Here is a 15776-nt window from a genome sequence, read left to right as displayed (position 1 = left end):
AGGGAAACGTCCCATGACCAACACCGACTCCACCCTGCTCGTCTTCCTGCTCGACCGTTCCGGCTCCATGCAGTCCATCAAGGACGATGTCGAGGGCGCCTTCAGCGCCTACATCGAGGACCAGCGGAAGGTCGGGGGCAGCGCCACCGTCTCGCTCCACCAGTTCGACGACAGGTACGAGGACGTGTACCTGGACCGCCCCCTCGCCGAGGTCCGCCCGCTTCAACTGCGCCCGCGCGGCAGCACGGCGCTGCTCGACGCCATGGGACGCACCATCACCGCCACCCGGGAACGCATTGCAGCCCTGCCCGAGGACCGGCGGCCGGGGACGGTGCACTTCAACATCATGTCCGACGGGCACGAGAACGCCTCGCGGGAGTTCACGCGGCCCGCGATCCGCCGCATGGTGGAGGCGCAGGAGAAGGCGGACAACTGGCTGGTCGCCTACATGGGCTGCGACCAGGACGCCGTGGAGATCGGGGCGGCCCTCGGCGTCTCCGCCGACCGTTCGCTGACGTTCACCCGCGACACGGTGGTCAGCGCCATGGCGTCCGTCAGCGCCATGACGACGTCGGCGCGCGACACCCGGCGCGCCGGGGCCTCCATGGACGAACTCCGCGCGGCCTCCGCCTTCAGCGCCGACCAGCGCCGGGACGCCGGGGAATGACCGTCCGGGCCAACCTGAGCTGGGTCGCCGCCGACCTCGCCGTCGGCGGCGACCTCTCCTACGATCCGGCCAAGGCGGCCGCGCAGTTCGCGAACATCCTCGCCTCGGGCGTCACGCACATCGTGGACATGCGCAGCGAGGCCAACGACGCCGCGCGCTGGTCGGGGTCCGGCGTCGAGTACAAGTGGCTGGGCACCGACGACCGCGCCGGGCACACCGTGGACCCGCGCCTGTTCGACGCCGGAGTCCGCTTCGCGCGCACCGCGCGGCGATCCGGCGGCAAGGTGCTGGCCCACTGCCACATGGGCGTGAACCGGGGGCCGTCGATGGGCTTCGCGATCCTGCTGGACCGCGGCCACGGGGCCGTCGAAGCCTTCGAGATGATCCGCGCGGCCCGCCCGCAGGCGTTCATCGCCTACGCCGAGGACGCCCTGCTGGCGCACGGCGCGCGGCACGTCGCGAAGGGCGGCCACGCCCGCACCTGCCGGCGCGAGCTGAAGCTGCTCCGCGCCCACGTCGCGGAGACCATGACCCCGAGCAAGGTGGGCTTCATCCAGCGGGCCATGCGCCAGCACCGGCTCGACGACCTCCGCCCTCCCGCCTGACCCGGGATCCGCGCCGCGTCCCGGGATCTCCGGCGGAAGCATCAGACTTACGATATAAGCCGAATCCTGAGATGATGGCGAAATGACCCGCAACGCCCTGCCCGTCCGGAGGCACGACCACCTGAAGATCGCCCTCCTGGCCCACCTGCACCACCCCATCGCCAGCCCCTACGCCGGCGGCCTCGAGGCCCACACGGCCCACCTCGCCGAGGAACTGGCCCGCCGCGGCCACGACGTGACGCTCTTCGCCAAGGGCGGCACGTCCTCCCGCGCCCACGTCGTGCCGGTCCTCAGCAAGCGGTTCCGCGTGAGCGGCTACCCGGACGACGCCCGCCGCGACCACCAGCACGCCGCCCTGGACGGCGCGATGCTCAAGGCGGTCCGCCGCGCCCGCTCCGACGGATTCGACGTCGTCCTGAACAACTCCCTGAGCCCCGTCCCGTACCGCGGGCTGGCGGGCATGCCCACGCTCAACGTCTTCCACACGCCGCCGCTGCCGCGCGTCGTCGGGCTCTTCGAGAGCCCGGGGTGGATCCCGGATCCACTCCACGCATTCGCGAGCGTGTCCGAGTCCAACGCCCGGCTCTGGCGCCGGTACCTTCCTCACGTCACGGCGATTCACAACGGCATCCCGCTGGAGCAGTGGGGGCCGGACGCGCGGCGCCGGCCGGACCAGGCGATGTGGTCCGGCCGCATCACCCCGGAGAAGGGCACGCACCTGGCCATAGCCGCCGCGCGCCGGGCCGGCATGGACCTCACACTGGCCGGGCCGATCTTCGACGAGGAGTACTTCCGGGTCATGGTGCAGCCCGAGCTCGACGACTCCATCCGCTACGCGGGACACCTCGAGCACCGCGGCCTGCGGACCCTGCTGTCCCGCGCCGGCGTCTTCGTCAGCTCACCGCTGTGGGAGGAGCCCTTCGGCCTGAACGTGGTGGAGGCGCTGGCGTGCGGGACACCCGTGGCCGCGCTGCCCTCGGGCGCCATGCCCGAGATCGTGGGGCCCGACGCCGGCGTCGTCGCCGCGGGCCTCGACGCCGGCGCGCTCGCCGATGCGATGCTCGCCGCGCGCGAACTGCCCACCGTGGGAGTGCTGCAGGCCGCGCGGCACTTCTCCATCGAAGCCATGGTCGACCGCTACGAGGAGCGGCTGTGGGACGTGTCGCGGCGCCGCGCGGCACTCTCCGGCCAGGCCGTCGGCCGGGGCGGCGCGGGCCTGGCTGGCGGCGCGGGTCTGGCGGGCGGCGCGGGTCTTGGGGACGGCGCGGGGCCGACGGACGGCGCGGTCCCGCGCGAGACGGCGGAGCGGGGCGGCGAACAGGCTCCCGACGCCGCCGGTGAACCCGCGGCGGGGCATTGAGCGCGGCCGGGACGCCGGGGCGGCGGCCCCGGCTCGCCTACTACGCGCACCATCACGGGACCGGCCACCTGCGCCACGCCCAGAACATCGCCTCCTTGGACGTCGTGGACCTGCTGGTGACCAGCACCGGCGAGCGCGACCCCGCGCTCCTGCCCGGCCCCGCAGGCTACGTCGCGCTGGAGCCGGACGTCGGGGCCGGCGGCGAGCCCCTGCCGCAGGAGCCGGTCCGCGGGTTCCACTACCTGCCGACCGGCCCGCTCATCCGGAAACGTTTCGCGCGGCTGGCCGCGGCCTGGGACGCGTTCGGCGCGGAAGCCGTGCTGGTCGACGTCTCGGTGGAGGTCGCCGTGTTCGCCCGCCTCGCCGGCTACCCGGTGATCTTCCGGCGCATGCCGGGCCGGCGCGTGGACGACGCCCACCGCCTGGCGTACGACGCCGCCAGCCGGCTCGTCGCGTACTACCCGTCGGACCTCGAGGATCCGGAGCACCTCTCGGCGCACGGCGCGCGAAGCACCTACCTGGGAATGCTGGCCCCCGCACCGTTGCGCGGTCCGGCCGGGAGAGCCGGCGGACGCCGTCTCGTCGTCGTGCAGACCAGCCTCGGCGGCTCCCTGGGACTCGGCGGGATCGCGCGGGCCGCCGCCGCCACGCCCGGCTGGGACTGGATGGTGGCCGGGAACGTGGAGTCCCCGGTCGGCGTCGCGGCGCCGCCCAACCTGCGGCTGCTCGGCGTGGTGCCGGACCCGGCGCGCCTCATGGGGTCCGCGGACGTCGTCGTGACCTCGGCCGGCCACAACGCGATCGCGGCGGCCGCGTTCGCCCGGCGCCCCGCCGTCGTCATCCCGGAGGACCGGCCGTTCGGCGAGCAGGCCGCGTTCGCGGAGCGCCTCCGCGGCCTGGACGGGGTCGTCGTGGCGCGGGACTGGGACGCCGTGCCCGATTGGGGCTCAACGCTCGGCGCCGCGGCGGCCGGGGTTCCCGACGGCCTTGCCCAGGCCCTGCTCGTGGACCGCGCGGAGTTCCGCGCCGGCTTCGAGCGGATGGTCGGCCGCGTCGTGGGGGGCTGTCCCGGACCTCAGTAGGGTCCGCCGTGCGCCGCGGCCGCGACCTCGTCCGGCGTCGGCCCGCGCAGGACCGCGATGTCCCGCGCGTCCGGGGTCCAGTCCACGAGGCCGCGCTCGGCGAAGGCCGCCAGCCACCCCTCCATGGGCCAGCCGCCCCACTTCTCGCGGAACACGCGGGCATTGGCGACGATGTCCGCGAAGTGGTTCAGCGGCGGACGGTGCGATCCGTGGTGCTGGTGGAACATCGTGGCGCCCGAGTACGCCAGCGGAACTCCGAGCTCCCGCGCGGAGAACGCGAAATCCGTGTCCTCCGCCCCGTAGCCCGTGAACGACTCGTCGAACCCGCCGATCCGCCCGAACGTCCGCGCGTCGACGGCGAAACCCAGCGTCCAGAACATCTCGTAGCGCCCGGAGGCCCGGACGGGGCCGTCCGGGACCAGCCCGGCGCGGCTGGCGTGCGGGACGGAGCGGTCCAGCAGGACGGCGTCGTCGACCGCGGCGCCGGCGGGAAGCGGCGCCCCCAGGTACCGGGGGGTCGCCATGGCGATGCCGCCGACGGCGGCCGCGGCGGCCGGCAGGACCGCGAAGAAGTCGCGGGACGGGATGCAGTCGACGTCCAGGAACACCAGCGTGCCGCATGAGGCGGCCCCGGCGGCCAGGTTGCGGGCCGCGGCCAGCGGCAGGGTACCCCCGCCGGGGTCGTCCAGGTGGAGCTGGCGCAGCGGCACCGCGGACGGGACGGGCGGCGCCGTCGGCTCCCCCATGTGGACCACCACGATCTCCGCCGGGCGCGGATCCGCGCGGTTGACCCCCTCGACCAGGCGCCGCAGGTGCTCCCGGCGGCCGCTGACGATGACGAGCAGCGAGCAATCCGCGGTGTGCGGCGGCGCGGACGGCTGCGCGTGCATCCCCGATCCCTCCCGGCATGGCCTAAAGTCTGACGGGTCCAGCCTATCGGCCAGCAGAGAGGTCACACGTGCAGCAGGCAGCCGCCGATACCCCGATCCGGGTGGCGTCCATCCCCTACAGCCAGGTCTACATCCGTCACCTCGAACCGCCCCGGCCCGGCTCCGGCGCCGTGCTGCGGCTCCCGGATCCGGACCCGGCGGGCGGCGGGAAATTCACCCAGTCGGTGTGGTGGCCCCCGGTCATGCTGTCGGCGGGGTGGGTCGCGGAGCACCACGACGAGTTCGACCTCATGCACATCCACTTCGGTTTCGACGCGATCTCCGCGGCGGACCTGCGGGAGCTCGTCGACGAGCTGCGGCGTCGCGGGAAGCCGCTCGTCTACACGGCCCACGACCTGCGCAACCCGCACCATCCGGATCCCGGCGCCCACGACGCGCACCTTGACATCCTCATCCCGTCCGCGGACCGGGTCATCACGCTCACGCACGGCGCGGCCGACGCCATCCGCGCGCGCTGGGGCGTCGACGCCGTCGTCCTGCCGCACCCGCACGTCGTGGACTTCCCCACCCTGGAGAAGCTCCAGGCCGGGCGGCGGGACCCGGCCACCGGGCGGGTCCCGCCGCCGAGCGCGGACCGCCCCTTCCGGGTCGGCGTCCACCTCAAGAGCATCCGCGCGAACATGGACCCGGACATCGTGGACGCCCTCGCGGACGCGCTCGCCCCGCTCCCGCACGCGCGGCTGATCGTGAACGTCCACCGCGACGTCGTCGAGCCCGGCACCAAGGACCACCGGCCGGACCTGGCCGCCCGGCTGCGGGACGGCGCGGGCGCGGGGCGCTGGACCCTGGACGCCCACGACTACTTCGACGAGCACCGGTTCTTCGCGTACCTCGCGTCCCTGGACGTGTCCGTGCTGCCCTACCGGTTCGGCACGCACTCGGGCTGGCTGGAGGCGTGCCGCGACGTCGGGACGTCCGTCGTCGCGCCGAGCTGCGGGTACTACCGCGACCAGCACCCGAGCGTGGTGGAGTTCCGGCACGACGAAAAAGGGCTGGACCCGGCATCGCTGCGCGACGCCGTCGCCCGACTGTACGCCGACCGGCCCTGGCCGGCGCCCACCGCGGACGAACGGCGCGCCCAGCGCCTGGAGCTGGCCGCGGCGCACGAGCGGATCTACGCCGACGTCCTCGGCGGGAGCACGCGGCGGACGGTCGGAGCCCCGCGGCCCACGCGTGAAATAATCCCCTGATGACCTCCCCCCGATCCCTACCGAAGGGTCTGTTCACCGTGTTCAAAGGCTTCAAGGACTTCATCCTCCGCGGCAACGTGATCGAGCTCGCGATCGCCGTCGTCATCGGCGGGGCGTTCACCGCCCTGGTCACCGCCGTGACGAAGAACATCGTTATGCCCGTCGTCGCGGCCACGGGAGGGGTGGACGGCATCGGCCTCGGCTTCCACGTGCTGCCCGGCAACGACAACACGTTCGTGGACCTGGGCGCGGTCGTGACCGCGGCGGTGACGTTCCTCATCACCGCCGGCGTCGTCTACTTCATCTTCGTGCTGCCCATGAACAAGGCGCACCAGCTGATCAAGCACCGGGTCGGGGCCGGGGATCCGGAGGAGACGCCCGTTCCCGTGGACACGGCCCTGCTCACGGAGATGCGCGACCTGCTGCGGGAGATGAACGAGCGCTCGCTGCGCCCGTAGCTCACCTTCTCCCCGCGACGCTCCCCGGCTTGCGCAGGCTCTGGACGCCCCGGAGCCTGCCGAAGCCGGGGAGCGTTCCCGGACATCGAGGGCTGGCCCCGCGGCCTGCCCGCGGCCCCGCGAACCGGGGCAGAATGGAGCCCATGAACGAGAGCCCCGAGGTATTCCGGCACTCCGACCGGGCCGAGGCCAATCGGGCGGCGAAGGCGAAGGCGCTGGCGCGCTGGCTGTGGGACCGCGGCATCGACGGGGACGACCTGATCGCCTTCAGCCCCGCGCACCGCCGCCGGGTGGCCCGCGCCGCGGGCGTCAACCCTCCCTCGGGCATCGACACGTGGGCGGCGACGGCCGAGTTGCTGGACGCGAAGGCCGCCTGGGTGGCGGACCATCCCGGCCATCCGTCCGGGGTGCGGGCCCACGAGGACGAGCGGGCGGCGTGGGCCCCCGAGCCCGCGGCGGGATCCGGGGACACCGCCACCTGACGCTTCGCGGACGCTGCGGCGGCAAGACGTTATCCCATCGACATCCCCGGCTCTTCCCACTCGAGCGCCCCCTGACTAGGTTGGACGTAGTGTCTGGCGAAAAGGGGCGGCCGTGAAGAGGATCAACCGTGGAATCCCGCGGGCGGCGGTCCCCGTCCCGGGGCCGCCGTCCGGAGCGGAGAGCGACCGGCGCTGGGCGCGGCCCACCCCGGGACGCCTCCTGTGGGCCGCCGTGGCGGTCGCCGCGCTGGCCGCCCAGCTGGCGGCGCCGGCCGCAGTGGCCGGTTCCGTGGACCCGCCTCCGGGGGCGGCGGCGACGCAGAGCGCGGCACCGGACCCGACGCCGGGGCCGCCGGCCGATCCAGCCCCCGAACCCACGGCCGCGCCCTCCGCCGAGCCCGTGGTTCCCGCGGTGCCGAGCGCGGCCCCGCCACCGGCCCCGCAGCCGACGTCGGCACCGCCGACCAGCGCGGCGCCCACTCCGCCACCGACGTCCGCCCCGCCCACGAAGCCACCGCCGACGTCCACCCCGAAGCCGCCTCCCGTCGTGAAACCGGTCTACCGCTACGTCCTCGCACCCGCGACCGCCCGAAGCCGCCCGGGAGTCGGCAACGGCGTCGTCGTGCACCGCCTCGCCCGCGGCGCCCAAGTCCAGCTCGTCCAGGCCGGACCCGTCTGGTCGCACATCCGGTCCGGCGCCCGCCACGCGTGGATCCGCTCCGACGGGATGGCGTCCTCGCGACCGGCCCCGCTGCCACGGAACCCCCGCAGCTCCTTTGTGCTGGTCAACAAGAAGTACCCGCTCGTGCCCGCCAAGTACGCACCCAAGACCGTCGCCGTCGCGGGGGTCCGCCTCACTCCGGCCGCGGCGAAGGCGCACGCGGCGATGGTGAAGGCCGCCGCCCGCGACGGCGTCCGGCTGCGCACGCTCTCCGGCTACCGGTCCTACGCCACCCAAGCCTCGCTTTTCGCCCACTACCAGCGGCTCTACGGGACGGCCTACGCGTCCCGCATCTCCGCCCGGCCCGGTACGAGCGAGCACCAGACGGGGCTCGCCGTCGACTTCGGGGCGGCCAACGGGCAATGCCGGCTGCTCGCGTGCTTCGGATCCACCCGCGAGGGCAAGTGGCTGGCCGCGAACGCCGCGCGGCACGGCTTCATCCTGCGCTACCCGCGCGGCGCGGAGGCGGTCACGGGCTACAGCTACGAGCCGTGGCACTACCGGTTCGTCGGTGCCGTCACCGCGGGTTCGATGAAGTCCCAGCGCACGCCGACGTACGAGCAGCACCTCTACGTGGCCCCCTAGCGGGGGCCGCCCCGCCGACGGGGGCGGCGGGGCCAGGCGCTGGTAGGGGGAAGCCGTTGCCGCGGGAAGTCACGGGACGTCGCGCCTCCGCGTCGTGGATGGGCCGCTTCGGTACCGGCGTCGCGCACGCTCGGTGTGGAGGAGGGTGAGGACCATCAGGATCGCCGCACCGGCCATACCCCCCAGGACGAGGAGCATGCGGCGTTCTCCGAGGTGGTCGATGAGTACCGATCCCCACAGCGGTGCGGCGGCCTGGGCGAGCAAGGCCGGGACGGCGATGCGGCCCATGACGCGGGCGTAGTGTTCCCGTCCGAAGACGGCCAGGGGTGCGGTGCCGTTGCCGATGGAGGCGAGCCCTATGCCCGCGCCGTAGCAGACCACGAGCACCAGCGACACGGTCGCGGTCGCGCCCATCGCCGTCGTGGCCACGGCGATCGCCGAAACGGCGGCGAACAGCGTCCAGAGCGGGTGGTGCCTGCCGCCGGCCAGGAGTTCCACGACGCGGGCCGCGACCTGGGAGGGTCCAATCGCGGCGGCCAGCAGCACGGCAGCGGTCGCGGTGAGTCCGAACGCCTGGAACAACGTGAGCATGTGGACGGACATCGCGGTTGAAACCGTGGTCGAGATCGTGGCCACCGCGGCGACGAGCACCACGGTCGGCATCCCGGGGCCAGGTCCGGAACCCGCGGACGCCCAAGGAGTCTTGGGGGTCGGTGCCTGGGGCGGGGCGTGCCGGGGCAGTGCCGCCGCGTAGAGCGGCAGTGCGACGGCGACGTGGGCGGCCGCGTAGGCCAGACAGGTTCCGCGCCAGCCGATGTGCTCGACGAGCCATGCCGAGAGCGGCCAGCAGAGGGTGCTCGCGAATCCCCCGTAGAGCGTGAGTGCGGTGATGGCCGAGCGGGCGGACCCGCCGTACAGCTGGCCGAGGAAGGAGAACGCCGGGCTGTAGAGGCCCGCCCCCATGCCGATGCCGAGGACCGTCCAGGCGGCCAGGTACAGGCCGGGGGTGGTGGCCGCCGAAAGCGCGGCGAGACCGGCCGCGAGGACGGCGGCGCTGGCGATCAGGACGGCGCGGCCGCGCCCGCGGGAGATCAGCGTTCCGACGGCCGGGGAGACGGCGGCGGCGCAGAGCAGCGCGGCGGAGACGCCGCCGACGACAAGCGTGGTCGGCCATCCGGTGTCCGCGGTGATCGGGGCGGAGAGGACGGTGAGGAGGTAGAACGTCGATCCCCACGCGAGGATCTGGCCGATGCCCAGGGCTCCGACGACGAGCGGCCGCGGCCGGCCGACCCGCCCCGTGGCGGGTGGGGCGGCCGCGGCCGTGGGCTCCATGCGGGCCGGTCCCTACCGTGCGGCGGCGACGGTCTCGGTCCGGGTCGCGGGCAGGTCGGAGAGGTAGTGTTCGACGTCGAGGGCGGCCACGCACCCGGACCCGGCCGCGGTCACGGCCTGCCGGTACGTCGGGTCGATCACGTCCCCGGCCGCGAAGACCCCGGGGAGGTTGGTTTTGGACGTCCGCCCCTGGACCGCGATGGTGCCCTCCGCGGCCAGGTCCAGCTGGCCCTTGACGAGTTCGGTGCGCGGGTCGTTGCCGATCGCGACGAACACCCCGGTCACCGGCAGCGTCGACGCGGTCCCGTCCAGGAGGTTCCGGAGCTTCAGGCCCGTGACCTTCGCGTCGCCCTCGAACCCCTCGACCGCCGTGTTCCACACGAATTCGATCTTCGGGTGGCCCAGCGCCCGGTCGGCCATGATCTTCGACGCGCGCAGGCTCTCCCGGCGGTGCACGACGGTGACCTTGGAGGCGAACTTCGTCAGGAACAGCGCCTCCTCCATCGCGGAGTCCCCGCCGCCGACGACCGCGATCTCCTGGTCCCGGAAGAAGAACCCGTCGCACGTCGCGCACCACGACACCCCGTGCCCGGAGAGCCGCTTCTCGTCGGGCACGCCCAACTCGCGGTACGCGGACCCGGTGGACACGATCACCGCGCGGGCCCGGTGCACGTCGCCGTTGGCCAGGACCACGGTCTTCACGTCCCCGGCCAGGTCCACGGACGCGACGTCCTCGAACAGGACCTCGGCGCCGAAGCGCTCGGCCTGGGCCTGCATGTTCTCCATCAGGTCCGGGCCCATGATCCCGTCGCGGAACCCGGGGAAGTTCTCCACGTCCGTGGTGTTCATCAGCTCCCCGCCGGCCGTCACGGACCCGGCGACGACCAGCGGGGACAGGTTCGCCCGCGCGGTGTACACGGCCGCGGTGTAGCCGGCCGGACCGGATCCGATGATGATGACGTCGCGGATCGCGTCGGTGGTGGTGTCCATGCTGTGGGATTCCCTTGCGTGTCGGTGGTTCGGGCGGATTCAGGCGGGCGCGTGGTCGGCCAGGAGGCGGTCCTTGAGTTCGCGCACGCGGGCGTGGATGTCGTCGCGGACCAGTTCCATGCGTTCGCGGCCGTCGATGCCGCGCTGCGAGGGCTCGTCGGTCTCCCAGGTCTCAATCGGGACGCCGTCGACCGGGTCGACCTTGGCCTCGGTTCCCAGCACGACGACGAGTCCTGCCCGGCGCATGCTCTCCGCGGTCAGTTGCGTCGGACGCTCGTTGCGGATGTCCACACCGAGGTCGAGCAGTACCTCGGCGGAGAGGGCGTTGATCGCCGCGCCGGGCTTCGTGCCGGCCGAGGAGACGTCGATGGCGTCACCGGCCTCCAGTCGCATCAGTCCGGCGGCCATTTGCGACTTGCCGCCGTTCTTCTGGCAGACGAACAGGACGGCGGGCTTGGCGGATGTGCTCATCGGGATCATGCCTTTCGGGTCAGGGTGGCAGCGAGCCCTTCGAGGGCGCCGGGAACCAGCGAATAGTAGGCCCAGACGCCGCGCTTCTCGCGGTGCAGGATGCCGGCGTCGACGAGGATCTTCAGGTGGTGCGAGACGGTGGGCTGGCCCAGGTCCAAGGGTTCCGACAGGTCGCAGACGCACGCCTCGGCGTCGGCGCTGGAGGAGACCATGGACAGGAGGCGCAGGCGGTTCGGGTCGGAGAGGGCCTTGAAGCGTGCGGCCAGGACAGCCGCCTCGGCGGCGTCGAGCGCGCCGTCGCCCTGCGCCGGCACGCAGCACAGCGCGTCGGCGGCCCCGTCCTCGGCGACCATCAGTCCGGTGTCCGCGGTGTCTGCGAGTGGCATGGTTCCTCCTGTTGTCCGCCGTCTCCCTGGTCCAGGTCCAGGAGATTGACATCCTTCGATACCTCGAAGCATACTCGAAGCATCGATGTTCGTCGATACAGAACGGCCGCCCGGTGCGGATACCGGAAGAGCCGGCACACCGAGAAGGAGTACCCCATGGGCCAGATTGCATCCGGCACGCTTCCCGTCGTCGTCATCGGGGCCGGTCCGGTCGGCTTGGCCGCCGCGGCGCACCTGCTGGAACGCGGCCTCGAACCCCTCGTGTTCGAGGCCGGCCCGGACGCCGGCGCCGCGATCGGCGACTGGGCCCAGGTCCGGCTGTTCTCACCGTGGCGCTACAACATCGACGGGGCCTCCCGGCGGCTGCTGAAGTCGGCCGGATGGCAGGAACCCGCCCTGGATTCGCTGCCGACCGGCGCGGAACTGGTGCGCGACTACCTGGAACCACTCGCCCATCTGCCGGGCATCGCCGCCTCGCTGCGGACCTCTTCCCGCGTGGTGTCGGTCTCCCGCAACGGCTTGGACAAGACGCGCTCCAGGGGCCGCGGTGACACCCCCTTCCTGGTCCGCGTGCTGCGGGCGGACGGGACCACCGAGGACCATCTGGCGCGGGCCGTCATCGACGCCTCCGGCACCTGGACCTCCCCCAACCCGCTGGGCCAGGCCGGGCTGCCCGCGCCCGGCGAGGCCGAGGCCCGCGCCGCGGGGCTCATCACCGCCCCGCTCCCGGACGTCACAGGGCGGGACCGCTCCCGCTTCGCCGGCAAGCACGTGCTCGTCGTCGGTGCCGGGCACTCGGCGGCCAACACCCTGCTGAGCCTGGGCGAACTCGCCGCGGAGGCCCCCGGCACCCGGATCACCTGGGCGGTGCGCGGGTCCTCGGTCTCCCGGGTCTACGGCGGCGGGGACCTGGACGGGCTGCCCGCCCGCGGCGCCCTGGGCACGCGCCTGCGCTCACTCGTGGAGACGGGCGCGCTGGATGTCCTCACGTCCTTCACGATCACCGGGCTCGAGGCCTCCGACCGGCTGGAGGTCCGGGGTTCGACGCCGGACGGCGCCCGGCCCCTGTCCGTGGACCTGCTGATCCCGGCCACCGGCTTCCGCCCCGATCTGGACATGCTGCGCGAACTCCGGTTGGACCTCGATCCCGCGGTCGAGGCGCCCAAGGCGCTGGGCCCGCTGATCGACCCCGAATTCCACAGCTGCGGCACCGTCGAGCCGCACGGCCAAGCGGTCCTCGCCCACCCCGAGCAGGACTTCTACATCGTGGGCATGAAGAGCTACGGGCGCGCCCCCACCTTCCTGATGGCCACGGGGTACGAACAGGTCCGCTCCATCGCCGCGGCCCTGGCCGGAGACCGGCGGGCGGCGGACCAGGTCGAACTCGTCCTGCCCGAGACGGGCGTGTGCTCCAGCGACATCGGCACCAGTTGCGACGCGCCGCCCCCCGCGGCGGCGCCCCAGGCGGACGCCGCGTGCTGCGGCGCCGCGTCCGTGCCGGCCGAGGCCGTGCCGGCCGAGGCCGGTTGTGGCGGCACGGAATCTCCCGCCCAGGAAGAGGCGGTCGCCTGCTGCGGATCCGCCCCGGTCCTGGTCGGCTTCCCGACCGGGTTCGCCCACGGCCGGTCCGCCGAGCGGGACGGCTAGAAGGCGTGGCGCAGGTCCAGCCGCAACCACGGGACCGGGACGCCGACGCGCGCGACGTCGACGTGCTGGTGATCGGCGGCGGGCAGGCGGGGCTCGCCGCGGGGTACTACCTCCACCGCCTGGCCCGCGACGCCGCCAGCGGCCGCGGCGGACCCGCGCCCAGCTACGCGATCCTCGACGCGGGCGCACGCCCGGGCGGCGCGTGGCGGGACTACTGGAAGTCCCTGGAACTGTTCTCCCCGGCGGCGTTCAGCTCCCTTCCCGGCTACCAGATGCCCGCCTGGGAGGGGGGCGGCAACCCCTCCGCCGGGCACGTCGTCGAGTACCTGCAGGCGTACGAGGCACGCTACGGGCTGCCCGTGCACCGCCCGACCCGCGTCCTGGCCGTCCGCGACGGTGCCGGCGGAGGGTTCTCCACGGAGGTGGCGACCGGCACGGACACCTGGACGAGCCGGGTGGTCATCAACGCCACGGGCACCTGGACCAGGCCCGTGCTTCCCACGGTGCCCGGCTCGGGGGACTTCGCCGGCGAACAACTCCACACGGCCGACTACCGGGGGCCGGTCGCGTTCGCCGGCCAGCGGGTCGTCGTCGTGGGCGGGGGCAATTCCGGGGCACAGGTCGCCGCGGACCTGTTGCCGGTGGCCGAGGTCACGTGGGTCACCCGGAAGCCTCCGCGGTACCTGCCGGACGACGTCGACGGGCGGGCCCTGTTCCAGATCGCCAGCCGGCACGTGCGCGCCCTCGCCCGTGGCGAGGAGAGTCCCGGCGGGGTCGGATCGCTCGGGGACATCGTCGCGGTCCCCCCGGTCCGGCGGGCCCGGGACGCGGGCCTCCTGACACCCCTGCCCATGTTCTCCCGCGCCACCCCGACCGGCGTGGCCTGGGACGACGGGCGGAGCCAGGAGGTGGACGCCATCATCTGGTGCACCGGCTTCGGCCCCCAACTGGACCACCTCGCCTCCCTCGGGCTCGACGCAGACGCCGGGGTCCCGACGACGGATCCGGCCCTGCCCACGCTATCGGCGGACCGGCCTGGCCTGTTCTTCCTGGGCTACGGGGACTGGTGCGGACCCGCATCCGCGACGCTCATCGGGGTGGGTCCCTTCGCGCGCGACACCGTGGCCGCTGCCAGCCGGTACGCGCTGGCCCCCTCCCCCGCGCCGGGCTAGACGCCGGCGGTTCATCAACCGTTCACTCAGGCGCCCTACCCTGACATTGACAACCATCGATACATTTGCGGAAACTGGACCATCGACCGTCGTCGATACATCCCCGAGAGCTGGAGAGAATTCACCGTGACCAACACCGCCATCGCCGCTCCCGCGGACACCGGGCACATCACCGCGAAGCTTTCGCTGCTCGACCGGTACCTGCCCGTCTGGATCCTCGCCGCGATGGCCCTCGGCCTCGGCCTCGGACGGCTCGTCCCGGGCCTGGACGGGGCGCTCGACTCCGTGAAGGTCGCCGGGGTCTCGCTGCCGATCGCGCTGGGCCTGCTCGTGATGATGTACCCCGTGCTGGCCAAGGTCCGCTACAACGAGACGCGCCGGGTCGTCGGCGACCGCAAGCTCATGGTCACGTCCCTGGTCATCAACTGGGTCCTTGCGCCCGCTTTTATGTTTGCCCTGGCGTGGCTGTTCCTGCCGGACCTGCCCGAGTACCGCACCGGCCTGATCATCGTCGGACTCGCCCGCTGCATCGCCATGGTCCTGATCTGGAACGACCTGGCCTGCGGGGACCGCGAGGCCGCCGCCGTGCTGGTGGCCATCAACTCCGTGTTCCAGGTCTTCGCCTTCGGCGTGCTCGGGTGGTTCTACCTCCAGCTCCTGCCGACCTGGCTGGGCCTGCCCACCACGTCCGCGGAGTTCTCGGTCTGGGCGATCACGCTCTCCGTCCTCGTGTTCCTCGGCATCCCGCTCGTCGCGGGGTTCCTGACCCGCACGCTCGGCGAACGCGCCAAGGGACGCGAGTGGTACGAGGCAGCCTTCCTGCCCAGGATCGGACCGTGGGCGCTCTATGGGCTGCTCTTCACCATCGTGGTCCTCTTCGCCCTCCAGGGTGACACCATCATCGCCAAGCCGCTCGACGTCGCACGGATCGCCCTGCCGCTGCTGGTGTACTTCGCCGTCGTGTTCGGCGCGTCCATGCTGATCGGCCGCGCCCTGGGCATGGGCTACGAGCGCACCACCACGCTCTCCTTCACGGCCGCCGGCAACAACTTCGAGCTGGCCATCGCCGTCGCGATCGCCACGTTCGGCGTGACCAGCGGCCAGGCCCTCGCCGGCGTCGTGGGGCCGCTGATCGAGGTCCCCGTCCTGGTGGGCCTGGTCTACGTCGCGCTCTGGTCCCGCAAGTACTTCGCCCCCACCCCTCTCCCCACCGGAAAGGCCTGACCCATGGCAAACCCCACCCCCGTCCCCGCGGACACCGCGACCGGCACCGACAAGCCCTCGGTCCTCTTCGTCTGCGTGCACAACGCCGGCCGTTCCCAGATGGCCGCCGCGTTCCTGACCACTCTCGGCGACGGCCGCATCGAGGTCCGGTCCGCCGGTTCCCAGCCCGCCGACTCCATCAACCCCGCCGCCGTCGAGGCCATGTCCGAGGTCGGCATCGACATGTCCGCCGAGACCCCCAAAGTCCTCACCACCGAGGCGGTCAAGGCCTCCGACGTCGTCATCACCATGGGCTGCGGCGACGAGTGCCCGTACTTCCCCGGCAAGCGCTACGAGGACTGGAAGCTCGAGGACCCCGCCGGGAAGGGCGTCGACTCCGTGCGGCCCATCCGCGACGACATCAAGGGCCGCGTCGAGGCACTCATCGCCTCGCTGCTGCCGGCAACCGCCTGAC

The 15776-nt window shown here is 73.2% G+C and carries 17 protein-coding genes; 12 read left to right on the top strand and 5 right to left on the bottom strand.

Features of this window, described 5'->3' with window-relative positions; all coding sequences use genetic code 11:
- The first annotated feature begins 13 nt into the window (after positions 1-13).
- The 4 genes from ACETWP_RS04150 to ACETWP_RS04135 all read left to right on the top strand — a co-directional run bounded on the left by ACETWP_RS04150 (position 14) and on the right by ACETWP_RS04135 (position 3714).
- On the top strand, positions 14-667 hold the full coding sequence (locus ACETWP_RS04150) for a VWA domain-containing protein (protein WP_373970933.1): 654 nt from the start codon (positions 14-16) through the stop codon (positions 665-667).
- The gene (locus tag ACETWP_RS04145; RefSeq protein WP_373970931.1) at positions 664-1272 is read left to right on the top strand and encodes a protein-tyrosine phosphatase family protein; all 609 of its coding nucleotides are present in this window, start codon (positions 664-666) and stop codon (positions 1270-1272) included. Before ACETWP_RS04150 ends, ACETWP_RS04145 begins: the two co-directional genes overlap by 4 nt.
- Positions 1273-1354: 82 nt before the next feature.
- Positions 1355-2632: a glycosyltransferase gene (locus tag ACETWP_RS04140; RefSeq protein ID WP_373970930.1), complete on the top strand. Its 1278-nt coding sequence runs from the start codon at positions 1355-1357 to the stop codon at positions 2630-2632.
- Positions 2629-3714 (top strand): glycosyltransferase, encoded by a 1086-nt coding sequence (locus ACETWP_RS04135; RefSeq protein ID WP_373970929.1) that lies wholly within the window; start codon positions 2629-2631, stop codon positions 3712-3714. Before ACETWP_RS04140 ends, ACETWP_RS04135 begins: the two co-directional genes overlap by 4 nt.
- Here the strand turns inward: ACETWP_RS04135 and ACETWP_RS04130 are convergent.
- Complete coding sequence (locus ACETWP_RS04130) at positions 3708-4604, bottom strand: glycosyltransferase family 2 protein (protein WP_373970928.1); 897 nt, start codon at positions 4602-4604, stop codon at positions 3708-3710. The genes ACETWP_RS04135 and ACETWP_RS04130 overlap by 7 nt on opposite strands.
- 68 nt (positions 4605-4672) lie before the next feature.
- Between ACETWP_RS04130 and ACETWP_RS04125 the strand changes: the two genes are divergently transcribed.
- The 4 genes from ACETWP_RS04125 (at position 4673) to ACETWP_RS04110 (ending at position 8100) form a co-directional block, all read left to right on the top strand.
- The gene (locus tag ACETWP_RS04125) at positions 4673-5854 is read left to right on the top strand and encodes a glycosyltransferase (protein ID WP_373970927.1); all 1182 of its coding nucleotides are present in this window, start codon (positions 4673-4675) and stop codon (positions 5852-5854) included.
- Positions 5854-6312: a large conductance mechanosensitive channel protein MscL gene (gene mscL / locus ACETWP_RS04120; protein ID WP_373970926.1), complete on the top strand. Its 459-nt coding sequence runs from the start codon at positions 5854-5856 to the stop codon at positions 6310-6312. Before ACETWP_RS04125 ends, mscL begins: the two co-directional genes overlap by 1 nt.
- A gap of 143 nt (positions 6313-6455) precedes the next feature.
- Positions 6456-6794 carry a hypothetical protein gene (locus tag ACETWP_RS04115; RefSeq protein ID WP_373970925.1) on the top strand — a complete coding sequence of 113 codons (339 nt, stop codon included), beginning with the start codon at positions 6456-6458 and terminating at the stop codon, positions 6792-6794.
- A gap of 112 nt (positions 6795-6906) precedes the next feature.
- Entirely contained in the window at positions 6907-8100 is a 1194-nt protein-coding gene (locus ACETWP_RS04110; RefSeq protein ID WP_373970923.1) for a M15 family metallopeptidase, read from the top strand.
- A 69-nt stretch (positions 8101-8169) separates the two neighbouring features.
- On the opposite strand, the gene ACETWP_RS04105 is transcribed toward ACETWP_RS04110, so the two are convergent.
- The 4 genes from ACETWP_RS04105 to ACETWP_RS04090 are packed head-to-tail and all read right to left on the bottom strand — an operon-like array spanning position 8170 to position 11246.
- Positions 8170-9432: an MFS transporter gene (locus ACETWP_RS04105; RefSeq protein ID WP_373970921.1), complete on the bottom strand. Its 1263-nt coding sequence runs from the start codon at positions 9430-9432 to the stop codon at positions 8170-8172.
- 12 nt (positions 9433-9444) lie between these two features.
- Entirely contained in the window at positions 9445-10422 is a 978-nt protein-coding gene (gene trxB / locus ACETWP_RS04100) for a thioredoxin-disulfide reductase (protein ID WP_373970920.1), read from the bottom strand.
- Between the two features lie 39 nt (positions 10423-10461).
- Complete coding sequence (locus tag ACETWP_RS04095) at positions 10462-10893, bottom strand: arsenate-mycothiol transferase ArsC (protein WP_373970919.1); 432 nt, start codon at positions 10891-10893, stop codon at positions 10462-10464.
- Positions 10894-10898: 5 nt separating this feature from the next.
- Positions 10899-11246 (bottom strand): ArsR/SmtB family transcription factor, encoded by a 348-nt coding sequence (locus ACETWP_RS04090; protein ID WP_373971023.1) that lies wholly within the window; start codon positions 11244-11246, stop codon positions 10899-10901.
- A gap of 189 nt (positions 11247-11435) precedes the next feature.
- Here ACETWP_RS04090 and ACETWP_RS04085 point away from each other — a divergent pair, with 189 nt between their 5' ends.
- The 4 genes from ACETWP_RS04085 to ACETWP_RS04070 all read left to right on the top strand — a co-directional run bounded on the left by ACETWP_RS04085 (position 11436) and on the right by ACETWP_RS04070 (position 15775).
- A complete protein-coding gene (locus tag ACETWP_RS04085) occupies positions 11436-12926 on the top strand; it encodes an FAD-dependent oxidoreductase (protein WP_373970918.1) in 1491 nt (496 codons plus the stop codon).
- A gap of 5 nt (positions 12927-12931) precedes the next feature.
- Complete coding sequence (locus tag ACETWP_RS04080; RefSeq protein WP_373970917.1) at positions 12932-14098, top strand: ArsO family NAD(P)H-dependent flavin-containing monooxygenase; 1167 nt, start codon at positions 12932-12934, stop codon at positions 14096-14098.
- A 126-nt stretch (positions 14099-14224) separates the two neighbouring features.
- The gene (gene arsB / locus ACETWP_RS04075) at positions 14225-15322 is read left to right on the top strand and encodes an ACR3 family arsenite efflux transporter (RefSeq protein WP_373970916.1); all 1098 of its coding nucleotides are present in this window, start codon (positions 14225-14227) and stop codon (positions 15320-15322) included.
- Positions 15323-15325: 3 nt separating this feature from the next.
- The gene (locus ACETWP_RS04070) at positions 15326-15775 is read left to right on the top strand and encodes an arsenate reductase ArsC (RefSeq protein WP_373970915.1); all 450 of its coding nucleotides are present in this window, start codon (positions 15326-15328) and stop codon (positions 15773-15775) included.
- Position 15776: the final 1 nt, after the last annotated feature.

Origin of the sequence: Arthrobacter halodurans, assembly GCF_041877255.1 — a bacterium.
GTDB lineage: Bacteria > Actinomycetota > Actinomycetes > Actinomycetales > Micrococcaceae > Arthrobacter_N > Arthrobacter_N halodurans.
Note: the sequence above shows the minus strand (reverse complement) of the source record. Positions and strands in the feature narration are given on the sequence as shown.

Coding starts and splice junctions, on each gene's coding strand:
- ACETWP_RS04090 (WP_373971023.1), bottom strand. CDS start 11,246: ATGGTCGCCGAGGACGGGGCCGCCGACGCGCTGTGCTGCGTGCCGGCG.
- mscL (WP_373970926.1), top strand. CDS start 5,854: ATGACCTCCCCCCGATCCCTACCGAAGGGTCTGTTCACCGTGTTCAAA.
- ACETWP_RS04140 (WP_373970930.1), top strand. CDS start 1,355: ATGACCCGCAACGCCCTGCCCGTCCGGAGGCACGACCACCTGAAGATC.
- ACETWP_RS04145 (WP_373970931.1), top strand. CDS start 664: ATGACCGTCCGGGCCAACCTGAGCTGGGTCGCCGCCGACCTCGCCGTC.
- ACETWP_RS04095 (WP_373970919.1), bottom strand. CDS start 10,893: ATGAGCACATCCGCCAAGCCCGCCGTCCTGTTCGTCTGCCAGAAGAAC.
- trxB (WP_373970920.1), bottom strand. CDS start 10,422: ATGGACACCACCACCGACGCGATCCGCGACGTCATCATCATCGGATCC.
- ACETWP_RS04105 (WP_373970921.1), bottom strand. CDS start 9,432: ATGGAGCCCACGGCCGCGGCCGCCCCACCCGCCACGGGGCGGGTCGGC.
- ACETWP_RS04070 (WP_373970915.1), top strand. CDS start 15,326: ATGGCAAACCCCACCCCCGTCCCCGCGGACACCGCGACCGGCACCGAC.
- ACETWP_RS04150 (WP_373970933.1), top strand. CDS start 14: ATGACCAACACCGACTCCACCCTGCTCGTCTTCCTGCTCGACCGTTCC.
- ACETWP_RS04115 (WP_373970925.1), top strand. CDS start 6,456: ATGAACGAGAGCCCCGAGGTATTCCGGCACTCCGACCGGGCCGAGGCC.
- ACETWP_RS04130 (WP_373970928.1), bottom strand. CDS start 4,604: ATGCACGCGCAGCCGTCCGCGCCGCCGCACACCGCGGATTGCTCGCTG.
- ACETWP_RS04085 (WP_373970918.1), top strand. CDS start 11,436: ATGGGCCAGATTGCATCCGGCACGCTTCCCGTCGTCGTCATCGGGGCC.